This window comes from Legionella navarrensis, from assembly GCF_052527415.1.
The window spans coordinates 61,262-78,641 of the sequence record NZ_JBNVZR010000010.1 but is presented as its reverse complement, the minus strand read 5'-3'; the positions used below and the strand labels follow the sequence as shown (position 1 = coordinate 78,641).

Sequence of the window (17,380 nt, the reverse complement as noted above, 5' to 3'; positions counted from 1 at the left end):
GAATGAAAGTTAGAGCATCAGTAAAACGCCTTTGCAGAAACTGCAAGATTATTAAACGTAATGGTACCATTCGTGTAATCTGCAAAGAAGCAAGGCATAAACAGCGTCAAGGGTAATCCTTGCTTGATTTTGTTTCAATTAAATAGTATTCTTCTGTCCCTTTCTGGCAGAGCAAAAAATAACGTACGGAGAGATTAATGGCTCGTATTGCAGGTGTAAATATACCGGATAATAAACATATCGTAATTGCATTGACATCAATTTACGGAATCGGAAGAACGACATCAATCAAATTATGTAATGCTATCGGCGTTGATACAGCAACTAAAGTTTCTCAGGTTTCTGAAGAAAAACTGGAAGCATTACGTACCGAAATAGCCAAAATGACGGTAGAAGGTGATTTGCGTCGTGTCGTTACGATGAATATTAAACGCCTGATGGACTTGGGTTGCTATCGCGGTCTACGCCATAGACGCGGACTTCCTTTGCGTGGTCAACGGACCAAAACAAATGCTCGTACACGTAAAGGTCGTCGTAAGGGCGTTTCTAAATAATAAATGTAGGATAGAGAGATGGCTATAGCTAAAGCAAAACAGCAAAAAACGAGAAAAAAGATCAAACGTGTTGTATCGGATGGTATTGTTCACGTTCATGCTTCTTTCAATAATACGATTGTAACCTTTACTGATCGTCAAGGTAACGCCCTGTGCTGGGCTACATCTGGCGGATCCGGCTTCAGAGGATCACGTAAAAGTACACCTTATGCTGCTCAGATAGCAACCGAACGTGCGGCTGTTGTAGCAAAAGAATATGGTATGAAATCCGTTGCGGTATTTGTCCATGGTCCTGGACCCGGACGTGAATCCACAATTCGTGAACTTATTTCACAGGATTTCAAAATTGTAGAAATTACCGATGTGACAGGCATACCCCATAATGGTTGTAAGCCACCTAAAAAACGTCGCGTTTAAGATTCAGGAGTAATTAATGGCTAGGTACCTTGGTCCCAAATGTAAATTGTCGCGTAGAGAAGGCTTTGACCTTGATCTGAAAAGTGGTGTGCGTGATCATAAATCAAAATGCAAGTCTGAAAAACAACCTGGACAGCATGGTGATAAAAAGCCAAGATTGAATGATTACGGTGTTCAGTTACGTGAGAAACAAAAAATCAGACGTTATTATGGCGTGCTTGAAAAGCAATTCCGTAACTACTACAAAAAAGCAGCAAGCCAAAAAGGTTCTACAGGTGAAAACCTTTTGATTCTGCTCGAGCGCCGTCTTGACAACGTAGTTTACAGAATGGGATTCGCCAGCACGCGTGCTGAAGCCAGACAATTGGTTACTCACAAAGGTATCGTTGTTAACGACGAAGTTGTAAACATTCCATCTTATCTTGTAAGCCCTGGTGATGTTGTATCGGTAAGACAAAAGGCAAAAGAACAAGGCCGCGTTAAAGCCGCTGTTGCCCTGTCTGAGCAACGTAGCTCCTGCGACTGGTTAACTGTAGACACTAACATGTTAAAAGGTTCGTTTGCGTCAGCTCCAACTTTAAGTGACCTGCCATCTGTCTTTAACGTGAATTTGGTTGTTGAACATTACTCTAAGTAAGCTCGGAGACTTGCCAAATGTATATGCATACAGAAATAAATGAAATGCTGACTCCATCTGTACTGAAGGTACAAAGTGAATCAAACAATCACTCCAGAATCGTTCTGGAGCCGTTGGAGCGTGGGTATGGACATACGCTCGGAAATGCACTCAGGCGTATCCTGTTATCTTCCATGCCAGGATGGGCTATTACCGAAGTTACGATTGATGGCGTGCTGCATGAATACAGCACCATTGAAGGTATGCATGAAGACGTTGTCGATCTGCTTTTGAATTTAAAGCAGGTCGCTATTCGTATCGCGTCTGGTACTGAAGCTATGCTCTCTTTGAACGTTACTGGCCCCTGTGTTGTAACAGCTGGTGATATTCAACTTGCAATGGGACAGGAAATTGTCAACCCGGATCTGGTTATTGCTACGCTGAACGAAAACGGCAAGCTGAACATGACTATGAAGGTTGAGAAAGGTGTCGGTTTCCACTCAACAGATACTTACACATCTGTTTTTGAAGAAGAACAGACCAGCAAATCTGTTGGAAAGCTTAAACTCGATAACAGCTTCTCTCCTGTTGTTAAAGTGGCCTATTTTGTTGACAGTGCGCGTGTTGAAAACCGTACTGACCTTGACAAGCTGACCATCGATCTGCAAACCAATGGTACGCTGGATCCTGAGGAAGCTATTCGTATATCTGCAACTATTCTGCAACGCCAATTGCACGCTTTTGTTGATATGAAATTCGAAGAGTCAAGAATTGATAATAAAGAGCGTAACGATTTTGATCCTGTACTGCTACGCCCAGTTGACGATCTGGAGCTTACCGTACGTTCTGCAAATTGTTTGAAAGCAGAAAATATTTATTATATTGGTGATCTGGTTCAGAAATCTGAAAATGAATTGTTAAAAACACCCAATCTTGGAAAAAAATCCCTGACTGAAATTAAAGACGTTTTAGCGTCTCGTTCTTTGTCTTTGGGAATGAAACTTGAGAATTGGCCGCCAGCAAATCTTGGCGATTAATATTAGGAGTCTTAAAAATGCGTCATCGTAATTCTGGTCGTAGCTTCAGCCGTACCAGCAGTCACCGAAAAGCTATGTTCTCTAACATGTGTTGTTCGCTTATTGAACACGAGCAAATCAAGACTACGTTAGCTAAAGCTAAAGAGCTGAGAGGTTACATTGAGCCTTTGATTACTGTCAGCAAAAAAGATTCAGTCGCATCACGCCGTCATGTGTTTGATCGTCTGCGTTCTAAAACTGCTGTTGGTAAATTATTCACTATCCTGGGTCCAAGATTCGTAGAAAGACCTGGCGGCTATGTCCGTGTTCTGAAATGTGGTTTCAGAGCTGGCGATAACGCCCCTATGGCAATTGTTCAGCTGATGGATCGTCCTGAAGTTGACAGTTCTGATGACGAATAGCTCCCCCTTTTCAAATCAAACCTGGTTTCCGGGTTTGATTTGAAACCCTCTGCTACTTACTACCTCTTCTATTATTATCATCTGAAACCTTTTTTTCTTGCTTATTACTTACCTTTATCATCTGATAGTAAGGTATTGTGAATATACGTATTGAATATTAATGCGGCAGTTGAGCGCCGATCGATTTAACGACGCACATAAATTTAAGCAATAATTGAGAAATCAGAATTTCTTTAACGCAGCAGTATAGTCCCTCCATCTTTTTTTAATTTCCCTCGTATCAATCTGTTAGATAAATTTTTCGTGTGTAACTCTCAGGGTCACGCCGCGGTGCGACGCCGTATCGGGAATGGTCGAGTCCATTTCATTTGTTGACAATTGCTCTCCATCAGCCTACGTACCGCGCTAAAGCGCGGTACGTAGGGGTTTATATTTCGTGTGGATCTCTCAGGAACGAGTCGCGGGGCGTAGGGATCTGAATTGTCAACACGCTCCAGGATTATTGTGGTTAAGATTGATTCATAGTCTAGCCCGTCAACATTTTTTTAAAAACTCATTTTGCCTCTGCTATAAAGTTCATAGCTCTAGGCTTGTGAACCTCTTTTTTATTGTAGTGATGACCATGGCGTCCCGGATTTCGGATGCACCTAATCCGGGTTATGTTTCCGTCTTATTAAATTCTCCTGGCCGACTTAACAATGTTGTTAAGTTCGGAGTGGCTTAAATTACTTTGCAAATAGTGGCTGCGTGCCTGCATGCGGTTTTCGTGAATAATCTCCTGTCTGACTGCTTCCATATTCCCGGAAAAAACCTGCGCTATCGTTTGGTACTCAAGCCTGTGCAGTAACCTTTGAGCCAGCCTGTAATTGATCTCTCGATTAATTGCTCTTGATTTTGAGAAAAATATAAAACCATGCGCAAAATTAATCCTGTCAGGTTGCCCATGCTTTTTATGTGTTGCAATACGGTTAATGTAACTTTGCAGAAGCAGCCTATAGTACCCCTTTGCATGTTCTTCATGGGACTGAACTGGCAAGGCTGGAGGAGGGTGCTGCCTGTTTTCGCCAGCCTGCCCCCGGACGTTATTTTGCGGAACTGCAGGCATGATGGCTGTTTGCATGGTCTGAATTTGCTGAATTCTCAGCGATAGTAACTGAATATCGTTCCTGGTTTCCTGCGCATGAGCTTCTGCGCTGATTTCTCTGTTGACTCTGTCATGAGCGTCCTGCACAAGCCTCAGGCGGGCAGAAATCATATCACTGGAAACAGGGAATGATTCAATAACTTCAAGGAGTTTTGAGCGTTGATTCTTTTACCGTGGGTGGGCATAGCGGATTATCAAGTGCGCTTTTCACTTGAGTGATAACACTATCCTGATGTTCAAGCTCAACTATTATACTTCGTGTTTCGTTGTAATATTCTTCCTGAAACTTCTCATTATCGAATTCACCTTGCGGCGAAAAGGTGTATAAGCAAAGACTCAGGTATTTTATCCTATTGTCAATAAGTTGTTTTGCACGTTCAGATATTGGCGGCGTATTTTTAAGATTCTCAAGCAGTTCAACGGTGTTATCGACTATTGCCTTAAACAGCCGGCACTGCTCCCTTTCCTTGAAGTAGCTGAAATATTTTTCCTGAAGTATCTGGAATTTTTCTTTAAATTCGCGATTGGCATGTTGATAACCGTATCGGCGCGCATCGTTATGCAGTGCTATAAGTGTCGAGATGATTTCATCCATTAAAACCGTATGCTGCGCACTCTCATAGTAAGTGCCAGAGCTGGTTGAAAGCTTGATACATGCCTGCATATTATGCAATTTATTCACGTTATCAGCATACTCCTCCTTGATTTCCGGAAGCGTATCCAATTCGGATTGTATTTTTTTAGTTGAGGTGTGGATGTCCTCTTCATGGCTGCCCCATATACCCAGCCAAATTTTCCACTCCGCTTTGATATCCTCTAGGGCCTTGGCAAGGGCTTGTTCTTCATCAATGTCTTGTAACATGGCGATGCGTTCTCTATATTGTTTGAAGATCTGTCCAATGTTCTGTGAAAACATTGCTATTCTGTTGCGTCTACAGGTCAGTTAATACTCATCCATGCTATAATTTACTCAGTATACTTTGTCTGAGGATTTCAGGAATACCGTAAAAAATACGGTATTGCCAACTACCCCAGTACCCTGTGTTATAGTCGTAACAAACACCGTGTTAAGGATTTTAACAATATGCCTTATCTTATTTATGCGCGTGACTTTGATGGCATGGACTCACAAAGAGAGCAAATACGTGAAGCTCACCGTGAGCATTTACGAAGTATAGGAGAAAAGCTTCTTGCTTCGGGGGCTTTACTTGATGATGATGGTATAACCGTCATTGGTGGTATCAGTTTAATTGATACGGAAGATCGCGCCGAAGCTGAGAAGTTCGCGTATGAAGATCCCTACGGAAAAGCGGGTATACGTAAGGAAACATTGATTTTAAAATGGCGACAAAGATGGTGGAACGGCAATTTTATGAACTGTTGACTCTCAAAAAGTCAAACATCGCGTTTTATGAGAATTAAATAAAGCCGATCCATAATAACATGCTGCTATTATTTAGACTGCCTGCTCATAATTCATGACAGACGAGCAGTTCGTGATATAACATGCCCTCTGAGGGTGTTATTATGCATCTGTAAACGACTACTTTATCAAGGAGCCTGTCAATAATGGATACAATTTTTAATTGGCTTCCCACCTTACTGGGAATGGAAATGACTCAAGCTGAATACATCATTGATTGCCGCAGACATGGATGCCCCGATCAGTCACGTTGGGGTGGATATCTCGATGCCTGCGAAATATCCGGTGATGTCTACGGTCCAATCCGCGCAGCCATGGTGGTGGCTGGGGTGACTCTGCATGTGATAGGGGGATATATAGCCATAGCTTATGCCAAAAGCGAGATTTTAGATAATATTTTAGATAAAATTTTAGCGCGCCATACGGCCGCTGATGTTAATCAACCCGCATGTGCTGGTTAGAGCACCGAAGGATTTAAAACAATAGATGCATTTCCAGTGATGGCTATATTGAATCAATATTCATCACAATTATCCTGATATTTGGTAGGTTGGGCCTTGGCCCAACATGGAATCCAGGCTAATTGTTATGCCAAGGCCCAGCCTGCTCCAATTATTGCTTAAATTTACGTGTACTGTTAAATCATTCGGCTTTCTAGTGCGCCATCAATTTTGTCTCCTGGTGTCGGAACATGGAAGCCACCTGCAGTTATGCAGGTCAAAATCTCAATTTCAGGCGACAAGATACCATATGCCTGATACTGCTGTTTTGGAGGGGGATGAGTTTTATTTTTAATTCGACATCGAGGATAAACACCAGTGTATCGCCTATATTGGCGAGTGTTCCCTGCCGGGCGCCCTTTCCATCATAAAAAAAAATCACAGTTCATATTTTCTTCAAATAAAGTCACAGATTGATCGTTTTATTATCAATGCCGGGGATAAGGTCTATAATTGAATAAACAGTAAAAAAATAAACGGTACATTATGGTTAACCCCTATGAAGTTGCCCTCGAAGACTTTCCAAAAAGTGAAATATGGCGTTTGCAGACCGATGGATGGCAATCGACGCTGGGTCCTCGCAACTTTCGTCCCGCATTCTATCAGGGCATGGATGAGGGTTTCCGGTTTATCTCGGAACATTATAGCGCTGAAATAACGCCTGAATTATTAGAGGCGATTTATCATAAAGTTAATGGAAGCGAACGTGATTACCAGCAAGATACTATTTTACAAAAAGGCTATTGCGAACGCGCTAACAGTTTCGAGCTGGTATTGCCTTTGCCAGGACTCGAGCACCACGCCAGCGTTTCCGAGTTGGGAATGGATGAGCTCGCCAGGGTGCTGCAGGAATGTGAAATGAATAAAGGCGCGCGTAATTTTCCCCAATTGGAAATTGAGGTTATCCGAGCCATTGGTGGTTTCTCGTATTATCATCCATCCGACTTCGAAAATATTGATGCCTTCAAAAATGAAATGCTCAGGCTATTGCGGCTGGCGGGTGCCTGCAAGGCTAAATATGAAGGTGAAAAAACGCCCTTACGCGAGATGGTTAAAATTCAGCTGCTGTCCAATACCGCAACCCGGGCTGAGATACTGGGTTTTGTGGCTAATGACATTAGCCGATATTATCATGATCTGGCATTGGCCAATGCTGTAGACAATCCTGAGCAGCGAAAGGCCTTCGTCGTTATGGCCATTAATGGCCTCGTGAGAAAATTACTGCAATCGCATTATTTTCCTGACGCGAATGGACGCACATTTGTATTTGTTTTAGCGAATCTGCTTCTTTTGCAAAATGGGCTTGGTTTAAAAATTACTGAAAATCCGGTTCGCTTTGCTGCCTACTCATCTTATGAGCTGCTGGTTGAAACGATGGCTGATATGGAGCATTTCAATAGTTACAAAATAACCATTGCAAAAAACTATATATGCCAGTTAACGGCTGATGTAATAAATTCCAGGCCAGATGACGTTTCCGGGCAAATTCTTTTCCACCTTAACCCCCGACCTCTGATAGCCCTTGCTCAACTGGATGAGTTGTATTCGCAGATAAAGACCGGGCATATCAGGGTGCCGAAAGGGTACGGCAGCGGTTCCTATCTGTCAGGTATTTTTAGTCGTCACGGAGAAAACAGTAAGGCCAGACATATTGTGAAAAACATCATTAAAGAGCTGTATTTTCAGACACTTCGAAGAACCATTCTGAATGAGACCTCGCTGTCAGAATCAGAGCGTATCGGTTATGGCTCACTCAAAGAAAAGCCGGAAGATATTTTGAAACAGATAGCTGACAGACATTTTATTGCAGGATATATTGACTTGGCAGCAAGAAATGAAATGATTGAAACATGTTTTGCTGAGCAAAGCACTCATGAACCTGCTGGGGTTGGCCCTGCCAGCAGTTCGTCATGAGCGTGTACAACATAAACATATAGTGCGTCATCAGTTCCTCGAGCAGGTACATGAGGGATGTTGGCAGCCCCAATGCCGTGCGTCTGCCTCGATCAGGACATCTGGCTCAGGGCAAAAAGAGGCGTTTACTTTCTGGTGCTGCACATGGCGTTGCGCTTTATTATTTGACGTTGCAAACGCTCCTTACCATTGCTTTGTCAACTTTAAATTATTTTCCTTGCAAATGAGAATGATTATCATTTATATTTGATTTGTGTTAACAATGAAACAGAGGTGTGTGATGGCATTGGCCTACAGCGGCTTTGACGAGATGAGTCATCAACTGCGTTTTATGCTGTTTGAAATAGGGCTTGGATTATCTCAGGCATCCGTGGAGCGTTATATAAACCAGGCTCATCGCTCTAGTCTGCAACGTCTGCAGCAGGCTGCTCTCGATGAAAATTTAATAGACAGACCGATTGCCAGTCATCATGTGCACGACTATATCGATCAGTTGCAGCAACGGCTCAAACTGGCTTCAAAGCATATTTTTTCCCGCTGGGAGCGTTTGCAGGACGAGCTGAATGAGTCTATTGCGAACGAGGCCATGGCTCTGGCATGGCGAGAGCGCTGGCAATCCGATTTAGCGGGCCAGGCGCGTGGTGCTTTTCGTTTTTGGGACTGGTTATTGCATCATCATTCGACGGCCGAATTACTCCTGTTTCTTGAACAGTGGGGCTCCGCAGGGCATCCTACTCACCCTAATTTTCGTGCCAAAATGGGTTTTAATCGACGTGAAGTACTACAGTATTCACCCGAGTTTCAGGCACGGGTAAGCGTTCACTGGTGTGCATTACGAAAGAGCTGCGCGCAGGCCACAGGCGCTTACAGCGAGGTCATGAGCTCGCATTTTCCCGAGCACCATGCAAAATGGAAGAATACGCTCCTGTTTCAGCATTTGAATCCAGATGAGTATATCCCTGTGCCGATTCATCCCTGGCAGTGGCGTAATCAATTGCAAAAAAACCTGTCGGACTTGATAGGACAGAAGGATGCGGTGCTGGCTCCTCATCACCAGACGCTGCGGCCCAGTATGTCCTTCCGAACCATGATCCCGGAAGACTCTCTTGCCTGTCACATTAAGCTGGCTACGGCTATCCACACAACATCGGCAACGCGCACGGTGTCTCCCGCATCCGTTCACAATGGTCCAAGCCTGAGTCAATGGGTGCAGAGCCTGCTCAAGGAAAATAATCACTTTGATGGCCGGTTTTTTCTGGCTGCTGATTTAGCTGGCGCTCATTTGGCTGATTCGTCCAGCCCCTTGGCCAGGCAAAAACAGATGGCCGTTATTCTAAGGGAAAATCCATTACGATTCCTTGGCCCCAGGCAAAGCCTGGTTCCACTGGCGGCCTTGTTTGTGGCACCACCCTTATCAGGCAAACCCTTGCTGTTTGATATTATCAATGCCAGCCAGCATGATCCGGTGTGGTATTTCAGTCGATACTGTCACATTGTGATCAACGCGCAGCTTGAGCTGATGCTGCAATATGGGCTGGCGTTCGAAGCGCATCAGCAAAATACCCTGGTTGTGTTTGAAGATCATCTGCCACATGCCTTGGTTATACGTGATTTAGGAGGTATCTGTCTGAGTCAGCATGCTGCCTGGCAGAACCGAAATCGGCCCGTGCTGCACCCTGATTCCACGATAGGCTCTGATCGTCTTATGGATCTTGGCAATACGTTTGTTCATGGCAATCTGGCCAGTAATATTGAGTACTGGATAACAGCCATGAGCCTGTATTATCCATTGCCGGCGCGCGATCTATGGCTGATTGTATACCAGAGTCTGGACCATGCGTTTCAAAGGCTGAAATCCCGGGTCGACCCATTGGCGTGGGCCCGTTTGCGGGAACAGATATTAGCGCAGCCCTGGCAGCGGAAATGTTTATTATCCATGCGATTAAGTGCGCATGGTAAAATGGACGAGCGCATGGCCCGTGTAAATCCCTTGAGTGTCTTTCATGACTAAATCGCTGCAAAATCTTATTTTGTGCAGTCAGTTTTTCATGATGCTGGCTCTGGAAATGGGTAATCCCTACCTGCCCCTGTTGATTGCCGGGCAGGGGGATATTCCTTCGTCTTCCGTTGCCTGGTACAGTGCTCTGGCCTTTGTTTTGCCTATGATAGCCAACATCGTCATGACGCCCCTGTGGGGAAAGCTTGCGGATTCACTGGGCTATAAAGCCATGCTGATGCGGGCGACCTGGGCTTTGGTGCTGACTCAGTTTCTGATGCTGTTGATTCACGGAACCATGGAGATTTTGCTGGTGCGCGTTATACAGGGAGGATTTGCCGGTTTTTTGGCCGCCATGCAGACCTATTGTCTGGCGCTGGACAGCTGGGACAACAAAGGACGCCAGCTGGCGCGACTGCAGACCGCAAAGGCCATGGCCAGCAGTCTGGCTGGCCTGGCTGGTGGTTTGCTGCTGATGTTGGCGCAATTTCAGCTACTATACGCAGTGGCAGCCGGTATCAGTCTGCTTACGGCGCTGATTATGCAGCGCTGTCTGCCTGCTGTTCAGACGGTTCAGTCTGGTACGGGAAAATACAAAGGTAGCCTGGATCGGATGGTTTACCTGCTCGGCAGCCTGATTGCGCTGACTCAGTTAATAAAATTTTTTACCGAGCCCGTATATTCTCTGGCTATGAGTCAGATAGCGCCCGGTCAGCCTTTACTGGTGGGCGTTCTCTACTCCAGCCCGGCTCTGGGACTGCTGCTTGCTTCCGGCTGGTGCGGACGACAGTTTGACCGTTGCCGTCAGGAGCCGCTGCGCATCCGATATTATTTAGCAGGTTACTCTGTATTGGGTCTGTTATTGATGTTGATTCAGGCATCAAGCACCCAGTTGCCCCTCTTATTCGTAACGAGACTGGTTTGGGGCATGGTGCTGGCGGCCTTGCTCCCGGCATTCATTTGTTTAATCAGTGATCGCTGCGCACGTCAGGGGTATGCGATAGCCGTCGCTAATTCCTTTGCCAAAACCGGCAACGTATCCGGTCTGGTTTTAGGAGGGTGGATGGGTGTGTGGATGCCAATGCACCAAATGTTTCTGTTATTGGCCGGGGCCTATACGTTGATGATGTTGATGGGCTGGTGCTGTGATTTTATCCAGACGCGGACTTTGCCGAAATCCTCTGCGATGTCGGTGTAAAGGATGAATAAACGCTCCTGGCTTCTTATCATACTCACCTGGTTTCTCGGAAACGCAGGGATATATTTTATCTCTCCGGCCTTGCCCGCGCTCTCAGCCCATTTTCACTGCTCTCCCCGGGTGGCGCAACTGACGATCAGTCTGTTTCTGGTGGGTAAGGCATTCAGTATGCTGTTGTGGGGTGGCCTGGCCGATCGTCTGGGACGACGTCGGATTTTTATCTTTGGGATTATGTTGTTCACCGTCAGCAGTGTCATTGCTGCCGTGAGCGTCAATATAATCCTGTTACTGACAGCCCGTGTGCTGCAGGGAATTGCAGTGGGTGCCACGCTGTTGACAGGGCGGGTGATGGTTAATGACACTCAGGATGAACAACAGGCCATTCGTCAGTTTGGATTTTTGTTTTCTCTGGCCGGGGCGCTGATTTGCTTTTTACCCTTGCTGGGTAGTGGTATTAACAGGCAGGGTGGCTGGGTTATGGCATTCTGGGTGATGGCAGCCTATGGATTTTTTTTGTTGCTGCTTTGCCGTCCTCTGGTGGAAACTGGGAAAATCGGCCGTGACAACCTGAATATGCTTGCCAGTGCAGGTCGGGTTTTCGCGAATGCGCTGTATGTGCGTTATCTGCTGATCTCGGCATTAATGATGGCCGGTGAGTCGGCATTTAATACCAGCTCATCGTTCATCTTAATGAGTAATGCTCACTTGGGGCTGACCGCCTACGGGGGTATTAAAACCGCCATGGCAATTGCTCATGTGCTGGGTACGTTGACCTGTGCTCTGTTGACCCGTTTTTTGTGCAGTACCAGGCTGGTGGAGCTGGGCCTTTATTTTTTTGCCGCCGCCGCCGCGGGTATGTGTCTGAGTCATGAGTTGCATTTAAGTATCGGCCCTGGCTTTATTCTACCCATGATGCTGTATTATTTTGGTACCGGTTTTATCGTAGCGTCTGCCACAGCGGCCGCAGTACGTCCTTTTCCAAAACACATGGCCATGGCCTTGGCCGTTTCTCTGTTTTGCCAGTTTGCTGTGTCGGCTCTGGCCAGTTTTATTACCAGCCTGCTGGCGATTGAGCGCGCAGAACATTTTATGATTATAATTTCCATAATCAGCGCCATGGCGATTGTTATCTGGTTTCGTGTCCGATACGAGGGTTTGCTGCTTGCAGAGTAGTGAGCATTCAAAGGTAAAAAATGACATCCAAAACAGCCTTATGCGCCCGGACGCGCTTGCCCTGGCCATCTCAGGGCTGATTGACAGCCGGCTGGTGCTTTCAGGTATGATGGCGAAGCTTATTTGTCTTGTGGGTCAGAAGGGTACAAAAACTGTTGCCTGACAGACAGGCCAACCGATGTCACGCAGAGGTTTTAATATTTCGCCACGATGGGAGAAACATGATGCATTGCCCCGATTTTATTGTTCTTTATGTCTGCGATGTGGCGGTAAGCACGGAATTCTACCGGAATCTGCTCGGCAGACAGGAGGATGAGTTGTTCGCTGATTTTGCCATGTTCAGGCTGGATACCGGGATTAAGCTCGCACTGTGGGCAAAACAGGAGGTTGAACCGCGCGCCGATGTTACCGGCGGTGGGGCGGAGTTGTGCTTTGCGGCCACCGATGCGATGGAGGTGCAGGCTATGTACGAAGACTGGGCAAAACGTGGGCTGGTGATGGCTCAAAAACCGGTAAACACGCATTTTGGCTATACGTTTGTTGCGCTCGATCCGGATCAGCATAGACTCCGGGTTTATTCTCCCAAAGCGGATAGATGTTCCTGAGATCGATTGCCCGAGAGAGGAAAAATTGCAGCAGTTGATGGTGTCGGTTCTTTGAGCAAAGAGCCATGGTTATCTATCTGGGCTGTCAATTGAGCAGTTAAGACTCTTGCCAACAGACCTGATATCAAGTGGACTTCTTTTTATGATGAGGCAACATTAGCCAGTTAATCTAATGATTTCATTCGTATGAAAACTGCGCTCAGGCTGCCCATAGAGCAATGCCAGCACGCTCTGTCGTGCTTTAGAGAAAAGTACATTATAATGATCTATGGGCATTTGCAATTAATACGTATAAAAGTAAAAAACCCGCTTGTCAGCGGGTTATAACAACATCATTAACAATATTTATAACGGCGACATTTTAAAACGGGATATCATCATCCAGTTCGTCAAAGGCGTCCTGAGCCGATTGTGCGGCCGCAGGTGCTGAGGGCGCCTTGCGGGGAGCCTGCTGCTGGGGAGGCATCTGCATGCTGTCGTCGTAGGAGCCTGAGCTGCCGCCTTTGCTGTCGAGCATTTGAATGTCATTGGCTACGATTTCTGTTGTGTAGCGATCCTGGCCCTGCTGGTCCTGCCATTTGCGTGTGCGCAGACTGCCTTCCACGTACAGCTTGGAGCCTTTGCGGACGTATTCGCCAGCAATTTCACCGAGGCGGTTAAAGCAGACAACGCGGTGCCATTCGGTGCGTTCCTGTTTGTCGCCGGTCTGTTTGTCTTTCCAGGTTTCGCTGGTTGCGATAGATAAGGTGGTTACGGCGTTACCATTGGGCAGGTAGCGTACATCGGGATCGACGCCTACGTTACCAACCAGGATAACCTTGTTAATTCCACGAGCCATTATTTTCTCCTGAGTGCGATAGTTAGAGCGGATATTATACACCGCTCATGCTGAATATTTGAAGGCTTATGCTTTCTTTGTCACCTTCATGCGACGGGCAATCATAAACCACAGAGCGCCGAGCAGGGCATTTACCAGAAATAAGCCTGTAATTGCGGCGTATTGAAACAGCAGTCCGGCGAGCAGGCCACCTGTAAAAATGCCCAGAAACTGAAAGCTGGAATACACGCCCATGGCTGTACCTTTATTACCCGGATTGGCCTGCTTGGAAATAAGGGATGGCAGATTGGCTTCCAGGATGTTGAATGCAACAAAATATAACAGCAGCAGGGCGCAGAGAGCGTACCAGCTGGGATAAAAGAAGGCGAGCAGACCCTGTGCCAGGCAGGTCGTCAGTACCGCCGTCAGAAAAACCGGTTTCACTTTCTGTTTTTTCTCGGCCAGAATAATAGCCGGAACCATCAGTAAAAAAGCCACGATCATGAGAGGCAGGTAAAAATGCCACTGCTGCATCAGTCGTCCCTGCTCCTGTTGCTGCAGCAGGAGCAGGGGAACGACAAAAAATGTGGACGTAAGAATGGCGTGTTGCAGGAAAATTCCAATGTTCAGGCGTTGTAGATGGGGATTAAAAAAGACGGATTTTAATAATTCGGTTTTGGTTTCGCTGTCGGCATAGCGCAGCGACACGCTGGGTGTTGGTATGATCACGTGTAACAGCAACAGGCCGCATAAAGCCAGAGCTGCGGTAAAGAAAAAGATGCCGGGCAGGCCGAACTGATGTGTAATGGCCGGGCTTAATACCATGGCCAGACTGAACGATACGCCAATGGTTACGCCAATCACGGCCATTGCCTTGGTACGTTCTGCTTCAGTGGTGAGATCGGCAAGCAGGGCAATCAACACGCTGCCGACAGCTCCGGTTCCCTGAAGGATGCGTGCGAAAATCATCCCATAGATGGAATGAGTGACGGCACCCAGCAGACTGCCGGCAGCGAAGAGCAGCAGACCAAGCGTGATCATGGCTTTTCGCCCGTAGCGATCTGACAGCAGGCCGAAAGGCATTTGCAGAATACCCTGACTCAGGCCATAGCTGCCAAGTGCTATGCCCATTAATGTTGGCGTTGCTCCGTCAAGATGGCGGGCAAAGGCTGTAAAAACCGGGATGAGCATAAATAATCCCAGCATGCGGAAAGAAAAAATGGCAGCGATTGGAAAAACGCTTTTTGACCAGGGATATTTCATATGGAATGGATGCTACAGTGACATGAATGTCTCGAATAGTACAAAGTTGAACGTGACTAAACAAGTCGTTATTGAAATTGACCGCAATTTTAATTGATTGACAGTTTCGCCTATTCGCTGTAATTTAGTGCAATTTTTATACTTAAGACAGGCGATGAGCATGATTTTCCGTGACAAAGTAGCATTAATTACCGGTGGCGCGCGTGGCATTGGTCGCGCAACCGCTTTGAAACTGGCCCAGTCTGGCTGTGACATTGCCATTGTGTATTATAACAGTTCGGATGAGGCGCAGGTTCTGGTGAAGGAAATAGAGCAGCTGGGGCGCAGAGCGGTCGCGTTTCAGGCGAATGTTGCCGACCATGCCTCTGTGAAAGATATGTTTGTTCAGTTCCGCGATTCTTTTGACCACCTTGATTTTCTGATCAGCAACGCGGCCAGCGGGGTGTTGAAGCCGGCTCTGAAGATGTCCACCAAGCACTGGCGCTGGTGTCTTGAAACCAATGCTCTGGCCTTGAATCATCTGGTCAGCGAAGCCTGTGACATGATGCCACGTGGTGGACGCGTGATTGCCCTGTCCAGCCTGGGCGCTGAACGCGCTATTCCCAATTACGCCTTTATCGGCGCGTCAAAAGCCGCTCTTGAAGCGCTGGTGCGCTCACTCAGCCTGGAAATGGCACCCAGAGGTGTTACCGTCAATACGGTTTCAGCCGGCGTGGTTGATACTGACGCGCTCAAACACTTCCCTAATCGCGAGCATCTGCTGGAAGAATATCAGGCACATGCACTGGCTGATCGCCCATTGGTACCAGACGACGTGGCCAATGCTGTTTATCTTCTGTGTCGCCCGGAGGCAGACATGATCAACGCACACACGCTGTTTGTGGATGCGGGATACAGTCGGGTTGGTTAAGGAGCCGGGCCTGATAAAAAAGCCTGGCCGTAGCTCAGTCTTGAAAAGTTGTGATATAATCCCGCACTTTGTGGCGTATTATCTGAATTAGTTTTGAGGATGGAACATGAATGTAGAGAATGTTTACCCTAAAGTGAGGGAAATTATTGCGGATGTTTTGGTGATTGATGAAGAGGAAATCTCTCAGGACAGCCGTCTGATCGCCGATCTGGGTGCCGAGTCCATTGATTTTCTCGACCTGGTTTTCCAGCTGGAAAAAGAATTCAGCATCAAAATTCCACGCGGACAGCTGGAAAAAAACGCACGTGGCGACCTCGCAGAAGATGAGTTTGAAAAAGGCGGCGTATTGACTCCCAAAGGTATGCAGGCGCTGAAAAACTACCTCAGCGAAGTGCCGGAAAGCCATTTCAAGGCGAATCTGAAAGTGAACGAAATCCCCATGCTGTTTACCGTTGAAACCTTCTGCAAACTGATCGTGAATGCTGTAAACGAAAAAAACGCTGCTGAAACTGTTGGCTGATGCGTTTTTTATTCGTTGACCGAATTCTTCAGCTCGAGCCCGGCGAACGGGTTCGGGGCCTGAAGCATGTAACCCTCGACGATCCGTTCCTCTACCCAGACGAACAGGGTCGCCTCGTTTTTGCGCCCTCACTTATTGGTGAGTCGCTGGGGCAGCTGGCAGCCTGGAATGTGATGGCCGTTAATGATTTCAGCCAGAGACCGGTAGCCGGTGTGGTGGCCAGTGCGTCTCTGCATCGCCCGGTGTATGCCGGCGATACGCTCTTGCTGGAATCGTTCATCGATAATCTGGACGACAGCGCCGTTCAATACCACAGCGTAGCACGTGTGGGCGAGGACGTGGTGTTTACTGTTGACGGGGCCCTGGGGCCACTGCTGCCCATGTCGCAGTTTATTTCAGATGACGAGGTTCGCCGCCAGTTCGCAGAAATCAATCGTCCCGGTGACTGGGAGCAGGCCTGTCAGCTCGTGGCAAACCAGAGTATTCCTAAGTGGAACGAAACGAGAGTTCTGGTTCCGATGCAGTTTGATCGCATTCTGGAATCCGAGCCAGGCGTATCTCTGGTTGCTGAAAAGCGGGTCACGCGCAGCGCCCCCTGGTTTCCCGATCATTTTCCGTACAATCCCGTCCTGCCCATGACGGTGCTGCTGGAATGCAAAATGAATCTGGCCCGGGTTTTTCTGGCGCGCTCCTCTTTTGCCGGTACTTACGAGGTAAGCGAGCTGCGCAAAATGAAAATGAACGTGTTTGTTCACCCCGGCGATGTGATTCGCACGTACCTTACTCTGCACAGACAGGATGAGCAGGAACTGATTTTACGATATCGCAGCGAAGTTGAAGGCAAACGGGTTTGTGTGTTAGACGTTGTGATGACCGCGAAAGGTAGATAATT

20 protein-coding genes are annotated in these 17,380 nt (G+C 47.0%); 16 read left to right on the top strand and 4 right to left on the bottom strand.

Annotation, left to right across the window (positions count from 1 at the left end; translation table 11 throughout):
- Positions 1-2: 2 nt before the first annotated feature.
- The 6 genes from rpmJ (at position 3) to rplQ (ending at position 3,025) form a co-directional block, all read left to right on the top strand.
- Positions 3-116 (top strand): 50S ribosomal protein L36, encoded by a 114-nt coding sequence (gene rpmJ / locus ACQUTA_RS07600; RefSeq protein WP_444987633.1) that lies wholly within the window; start codon positions 3-5, stop codon positions 114-116.
- An 81-nt stretch (positions 117-197) separates the two neighbouring features.
- Complete coding sequence (rpsM, locus tag ACQUTA_RS07595; protein WP_444987632.1) at positions 198-554, top strand: 30S ribosomal protein S13; 357 nt, start codon at positions 198-200, stop codon at positions 552-554.
- An 18-nt stretch (positions 555-572) separates the two neighbouring features.
- Complete coding sequence (gene rpsK / locus ACQUTA_RS07590; protein ID WP_444987631.1) at positions 573-971, top strand: 30S ribosomal protein S11; 399 nt, start codon at positions 573-575, stop codon at positions 969-971.
- A gap of 16 nt (positions 972-987) precedes the next feature.
- Positions 988-1,608 carry a 30S ribosomal protein S4 gene (gene rpsD, locus ACQUTA_RS07585; protein ID WP_444987630.1) on the top strand — a complete coding sequence of 207 codons (621 nt, stop codon included), beginning with the start codon at positions 988-990 and terminating at the stop codon, positions 1,606-1,608.
- Positions 1,609-1,631: 23 nt separating this feature from the next.
- On the top strand, positions 1,632-2,624 hold the full coding sequence (locus ACQUTA_RS07580; protein WP_444987666.1) for a DNA-directed RNA polymerase subunit alpha: 993 nt from the start codon (positions 1,632-1,634) through the stop codon (positions 2,622-2,624).
- A gap of 17 nt (positions 2,625-2,641) precedes the next feature.
- Positions 2,642-3,025: a 50S ribosomal protein L17 gene (gene rplQ / locus ACQUTA_RS07575; protein ID WP_444987629.1), complete on the top strand. Its 384-nt coding sequence runs from the start codon at positions 2,642-2,644 to the stop codon at positions 3,023-3,025.
- 673 nt (positions 3,026-3,698) lie between these two features.
- Here rplQ and ACQUTA_RS07570 read toward each other — a convergent pair.
- Together ACQUTA_RS07570 and ACQUTA_RS07565 are read right to left on the bottom strand one after the other, a co-directional pair.
- Positions 3,699-4,280: a hypothetical protein gene (locus ACQUTA_RS07570; RefSeq protein ID WP_444987628.1), complete on the bottom strand. Its 582-nt coding sequence runs from the start codon at positions 4,278-4,280 to the stop codon at positions 3,699-3,701.
- A gap of 31 nt (positions 4,281-4,311) precedes the next feature.
- The gene (locus tag ACQUTA_RS07565; RefSeq protein ID WP_444987627.1) at positions 4,312-5,085 is read right to left on the bottom strand and encodes a hypothetical protein; all 774 of its coding nucleotides are present in this window, start codon (positions 5,083-5,085) and stop codon (positions 4,312-4,314) included.
- Between the two features lie 168 nt (positions 5,086-5,253).
- On the opposite strand from ACQUTA_RS07565, the gene ACQUTA_RS07560 reads away from it, so the two are divergent.
- The 7 genes from ACQUTA_RS07560 to ACQUTA_RS07530 all read left to right on the top strand — a co-directional run bounded on the left by ACQUTA_RS07560 (position 5,254) and on the right by ACQUTA_RS07530 (position 12,978).
- Positions 5,254-5,553, top strand: a complete 300-nt coding sequence (locus tag ACQUTA_RS07560; protein WP_444987626.1) for a YciI family protein — start codon at positions 5,254-5,256, stop codon at positions 5,551-5,553.
- A 185-nt stretch (positions 5,554-5,738) separates the two neighbouring features.
- Positions 5,739-6,053, top strand: a complete 315-nt coding sequence (locus ACQUTA_RS07555) for a hypothetical protein (protein WP_444987625.1) — start codon at positions 5,739-5,741, stop codon at positions 6,051-6,053.
- 525 nt (positions 6,054-6,578) lie between these two features.
- Complete coding sequence (locus ACQUTA_RS07550) at positions 6,579-8,006, top strand: hypothetical protein (protein WP_444987624.1); 1,428 nt, start codon at positions 6,579-6,581, stop codon at positions 8,004-8,006.
- Between the two features lie 280 nt (positions 8,007-8,286).
- Entirely contained in the window at positions 8,287-10,017 is a 1,731-nt protein-coding gene (locus tag ACQUTA_RS07545) for an IucA/IucC family protein (RefSeq protein WP_444987623.1), read from the top strand.
- Positions 10,010-11,200 carry an MFS transporter gene (locus ACQUTA_RS07540; RefSeq protein WP_444987622.1) on the top strand — a complete coding sequence of 397 codons (1,191 nt, stop codon included), beginning with the start codon at positions 10,010-10,012 and terminating at the stop codon, positions 11,198-11,200. The genes ACQUTA_RS07545 and ACQUTA_RS07540 overlap by 8 nt, the downstream gene beginning before the upstream one ends.
- A gap of 3 nt (positions 11,201-11,203) precedes the next feature.
- Positions 11,204-12,373 carry an MFS transporter gene (locus ACQUTA_RS07535; RefSeq protein WP_444987621.1) on the top strand — a complete coding sequence of 390 codons (1,170 nt, stop codon included), beginning with the start codon at positions 11,204-11,206 and terminating at the stop codon, positions 12,371-12,373.
- A gap of 221 nt (positions 12,374-12,594) precedes the next feature.
- On the top strand, positions 12,595-12,978 hold the full coding sequence (locus ACQUTA_RS07530) for a VOC family protein (protein WP_444987620.1): 384 nt from the start codon (positions 12,595-12,597) through the stop codon (positions 12,976-12,978).
- A 361-nt stretch (positions 12,979-13,339) separates the two neighbouring features.
- Here the strand turns inward: ACQUTA_RS07530 and ssb are convergent, their stop codons facing one another.
- Together ssb and ACQUTA_RS07520 are read right to left on the bottom strand one after the other, a co-directional pair.
- On the bottom strand, positions 13,340-13,816 hold the full coding sequence (ssb, locus tag ACQUTA_RS07525; protein ID WP_444987619.1) for a single-stranded DNA-binding protein: 477 nt from the start codon (positions 13,814-13,816) through the stop codon (positions 13,340-13,342).
- 66 nt (positions 13,817-13,882) lie between these two features.
- A complete protein-coding gene (locus tag ACQUTA_RS07520; RefSeq protein WP_444987618.1) occupies positions 13,883-15,058 on the bottom strand; it encodes an MFS transporter in 1,176 nt (391 codons plus the stop codon).
- Between the two features lie 154 nt (positions 15,059-15,212).
- Here ACQUTA_RS07520 and fabL point away from each other — a divergent pair, with 154 nt between their 5' ends.
- From fabL to ACQUTA_RS07505, 3 genes are all read left to right on the top strand, one after another.
- Positions 15,213-15,968 carry an enoyl-[acyl-carrier-protein] reductase FabL gene (fabL, locus tag ACQUTA_RS07515; protein WP_444987617.1) on the top strand — a complete coding sequence of 252 codons (756 nt, stop codon included), beginning with the start codon at positions 15,213-15,215 and terminating at the stop codon, positions 15,966-15,968.
- A gap of 106 nt (positions 15,969-16,074) precedes the next feature.
- Entirely contained in the window at positions 16,075-16,488 is a 414-nt protein-coding gene (locus tag ACQUTA_RS07510; RefSeq protein ID WP_444987616.1) for an acyl carrier protein, read from the top strand.
- On the top strand, positions 16,488-17,378 hold the full coding sequence (locus ACQUTA_RS07505; RefSeq protein WP_444987614.1) for an ApeI family dehydratase: 891 nt from the start codon (positions 16,488-16,490) through the stop codon (positions 17,376-17,378). Before ACQUTA_RS07510 ends, ACQUTA_RS07505 begins: the two co-directional genes overlap by 1 nt.
- Positions 17,379-17,380: the final 2 nt, after the last annotated feature.

Bases quoted from the DNA above. Each gene is read 5' to 3' on its own strand.
- rpsK (WP_444987631.1), top strand. From the start codon at position 573: ATGGCTATAGCTAAAGCAAAACAGCAAAAAACGAGAAAAAAGATCAAA.
- ACQUTA_RS07560 (WP_444987626.1), top strand. From the start codon at position 5,254: ATGCCTTATCTTATTTATGCGCGTGACTTTGATGGCATGGACTCACAA.
- ACQUTA_RS07580 (WP_444987666.1), top strand. From the start codon at position 1,632: ATGCATACAGAAATAAATGAAATGCTGACTCCATCTGTACTGAAGGTA.
- ACQUTA_RS07540 (WP_444987622.1), top strand. From the start codon at position 10,010: ATGACTAAATCGCTGCAAAATCTTATTTTGTGCAGTCAGTTTTTCATG.
- rpsM (WP_444987632.1), top strand. From the start codon at position 198: ATGGCTCGTATTGCAGGTGTAAATATACCGGATAATAAACATATCGTA.
- fabL (WP_444987617.1), top strand. From the start codon at position 15,213: ATGAGCATGATTTTCCGTGACAAAGTAGCATTAATTACCGGTGGCGCG.
- ACQUTA_RS07545 (WP_444987623.1), top strand. From the start codon at position 8,287: ATGGCATTGGCCTACAGCGGCTTTGACGAGATGAGTCATCAACTGCGT.
- ACQUTA_RS07570 (WP_444987628.1), bottom strand. From the start codon at position 4,280: ATGATTTCTGCCCGCCTGAGGCTTGTGCAGGACGCTCATGACAGAGTC.
- rplQ (WP_444987629.1), top strand. From the start codon at position 2,642: ATGCGTCATCGTAATTCTGGTCGTAGCTTCAGCCGTACCAGCAGTCAC.
- ACQUTA_RS07550 (WP_444987624.1), top strand. From the start codon at position 6,579: ATGGTTAACCCCTATGAAGTTGCCCTCGAAGACTTTCCAAAAAGTGAA.
- ACQUTA_RS07555 (WP_444987625.1), top strand. From the start codon at position 5,739: ATGGATACAATTTTTAATTGGCTTCCCACCTTACTGGGAATGGAAATG.
- ACQUTA_RS07535 (WP_444987621.1), top strand. From the start codon at position 11,204: ATGAATAAACGCTCCTGGCTTCTTATCATACTCACCTGGTTTCTCGGA.
- ACQUTA_RS07505 (WP_444987614.1), top strand. From the start codon at position 16,488: ATGCGTTTTTTATTCGTTGACCGAATTCTTCAGCTCGAGCCCGGCGAA.
- ACQUTA_RS07530 (WP_444987620.1), top strand. From the start codon at position 12,595: ATGATGCATTGCCCCGATTTTATTGTTCTTTATGTCTGCGATGTGGCG.
- ACQUTA_RS07510 (WP_444987616.1), top strand. From the start codon at position 16,075: ATGAATGTAGAGAATGTTTACCCTAAAGTGAGGGAAATTATTGCGGAT.
- ACQUTA_RS07520 (WP_444987618.1), bottom strand. From the start codon at position 15,058: ATGAAATATCCCTGGTCAAAAAGCGTTTTTCCAATCGCTGCCATTTTT.
- rpmJ (WP_444987633.1), top strand. From the start codon at position 3: ATGAAAGTTAGAGCATCAGTAAAACGCCTTTGCAGAAACTGCAAGATT.
- rpsD (WP_444987630.1), top strand. From the start codon at position 988: ATGGCTAGGTACCTTGGTCCCAAATGTAAATTGTCGCGTAGAGAAGGC.
- ssb (WP_444987619.1), bottom strand. From the start codon at position 13,816: ATGGCTCGTGGAATTAACAAGGTTATCCTGGTTGGTAACGTAGGCGTC.
- ACQUTA_RS07565 (WP_444987627.1), bottom strand. From the start codon at position 5,085: ATGTTTTCACAGAACATTGGACAGATCTTCAAACAATATAGAGAACGC.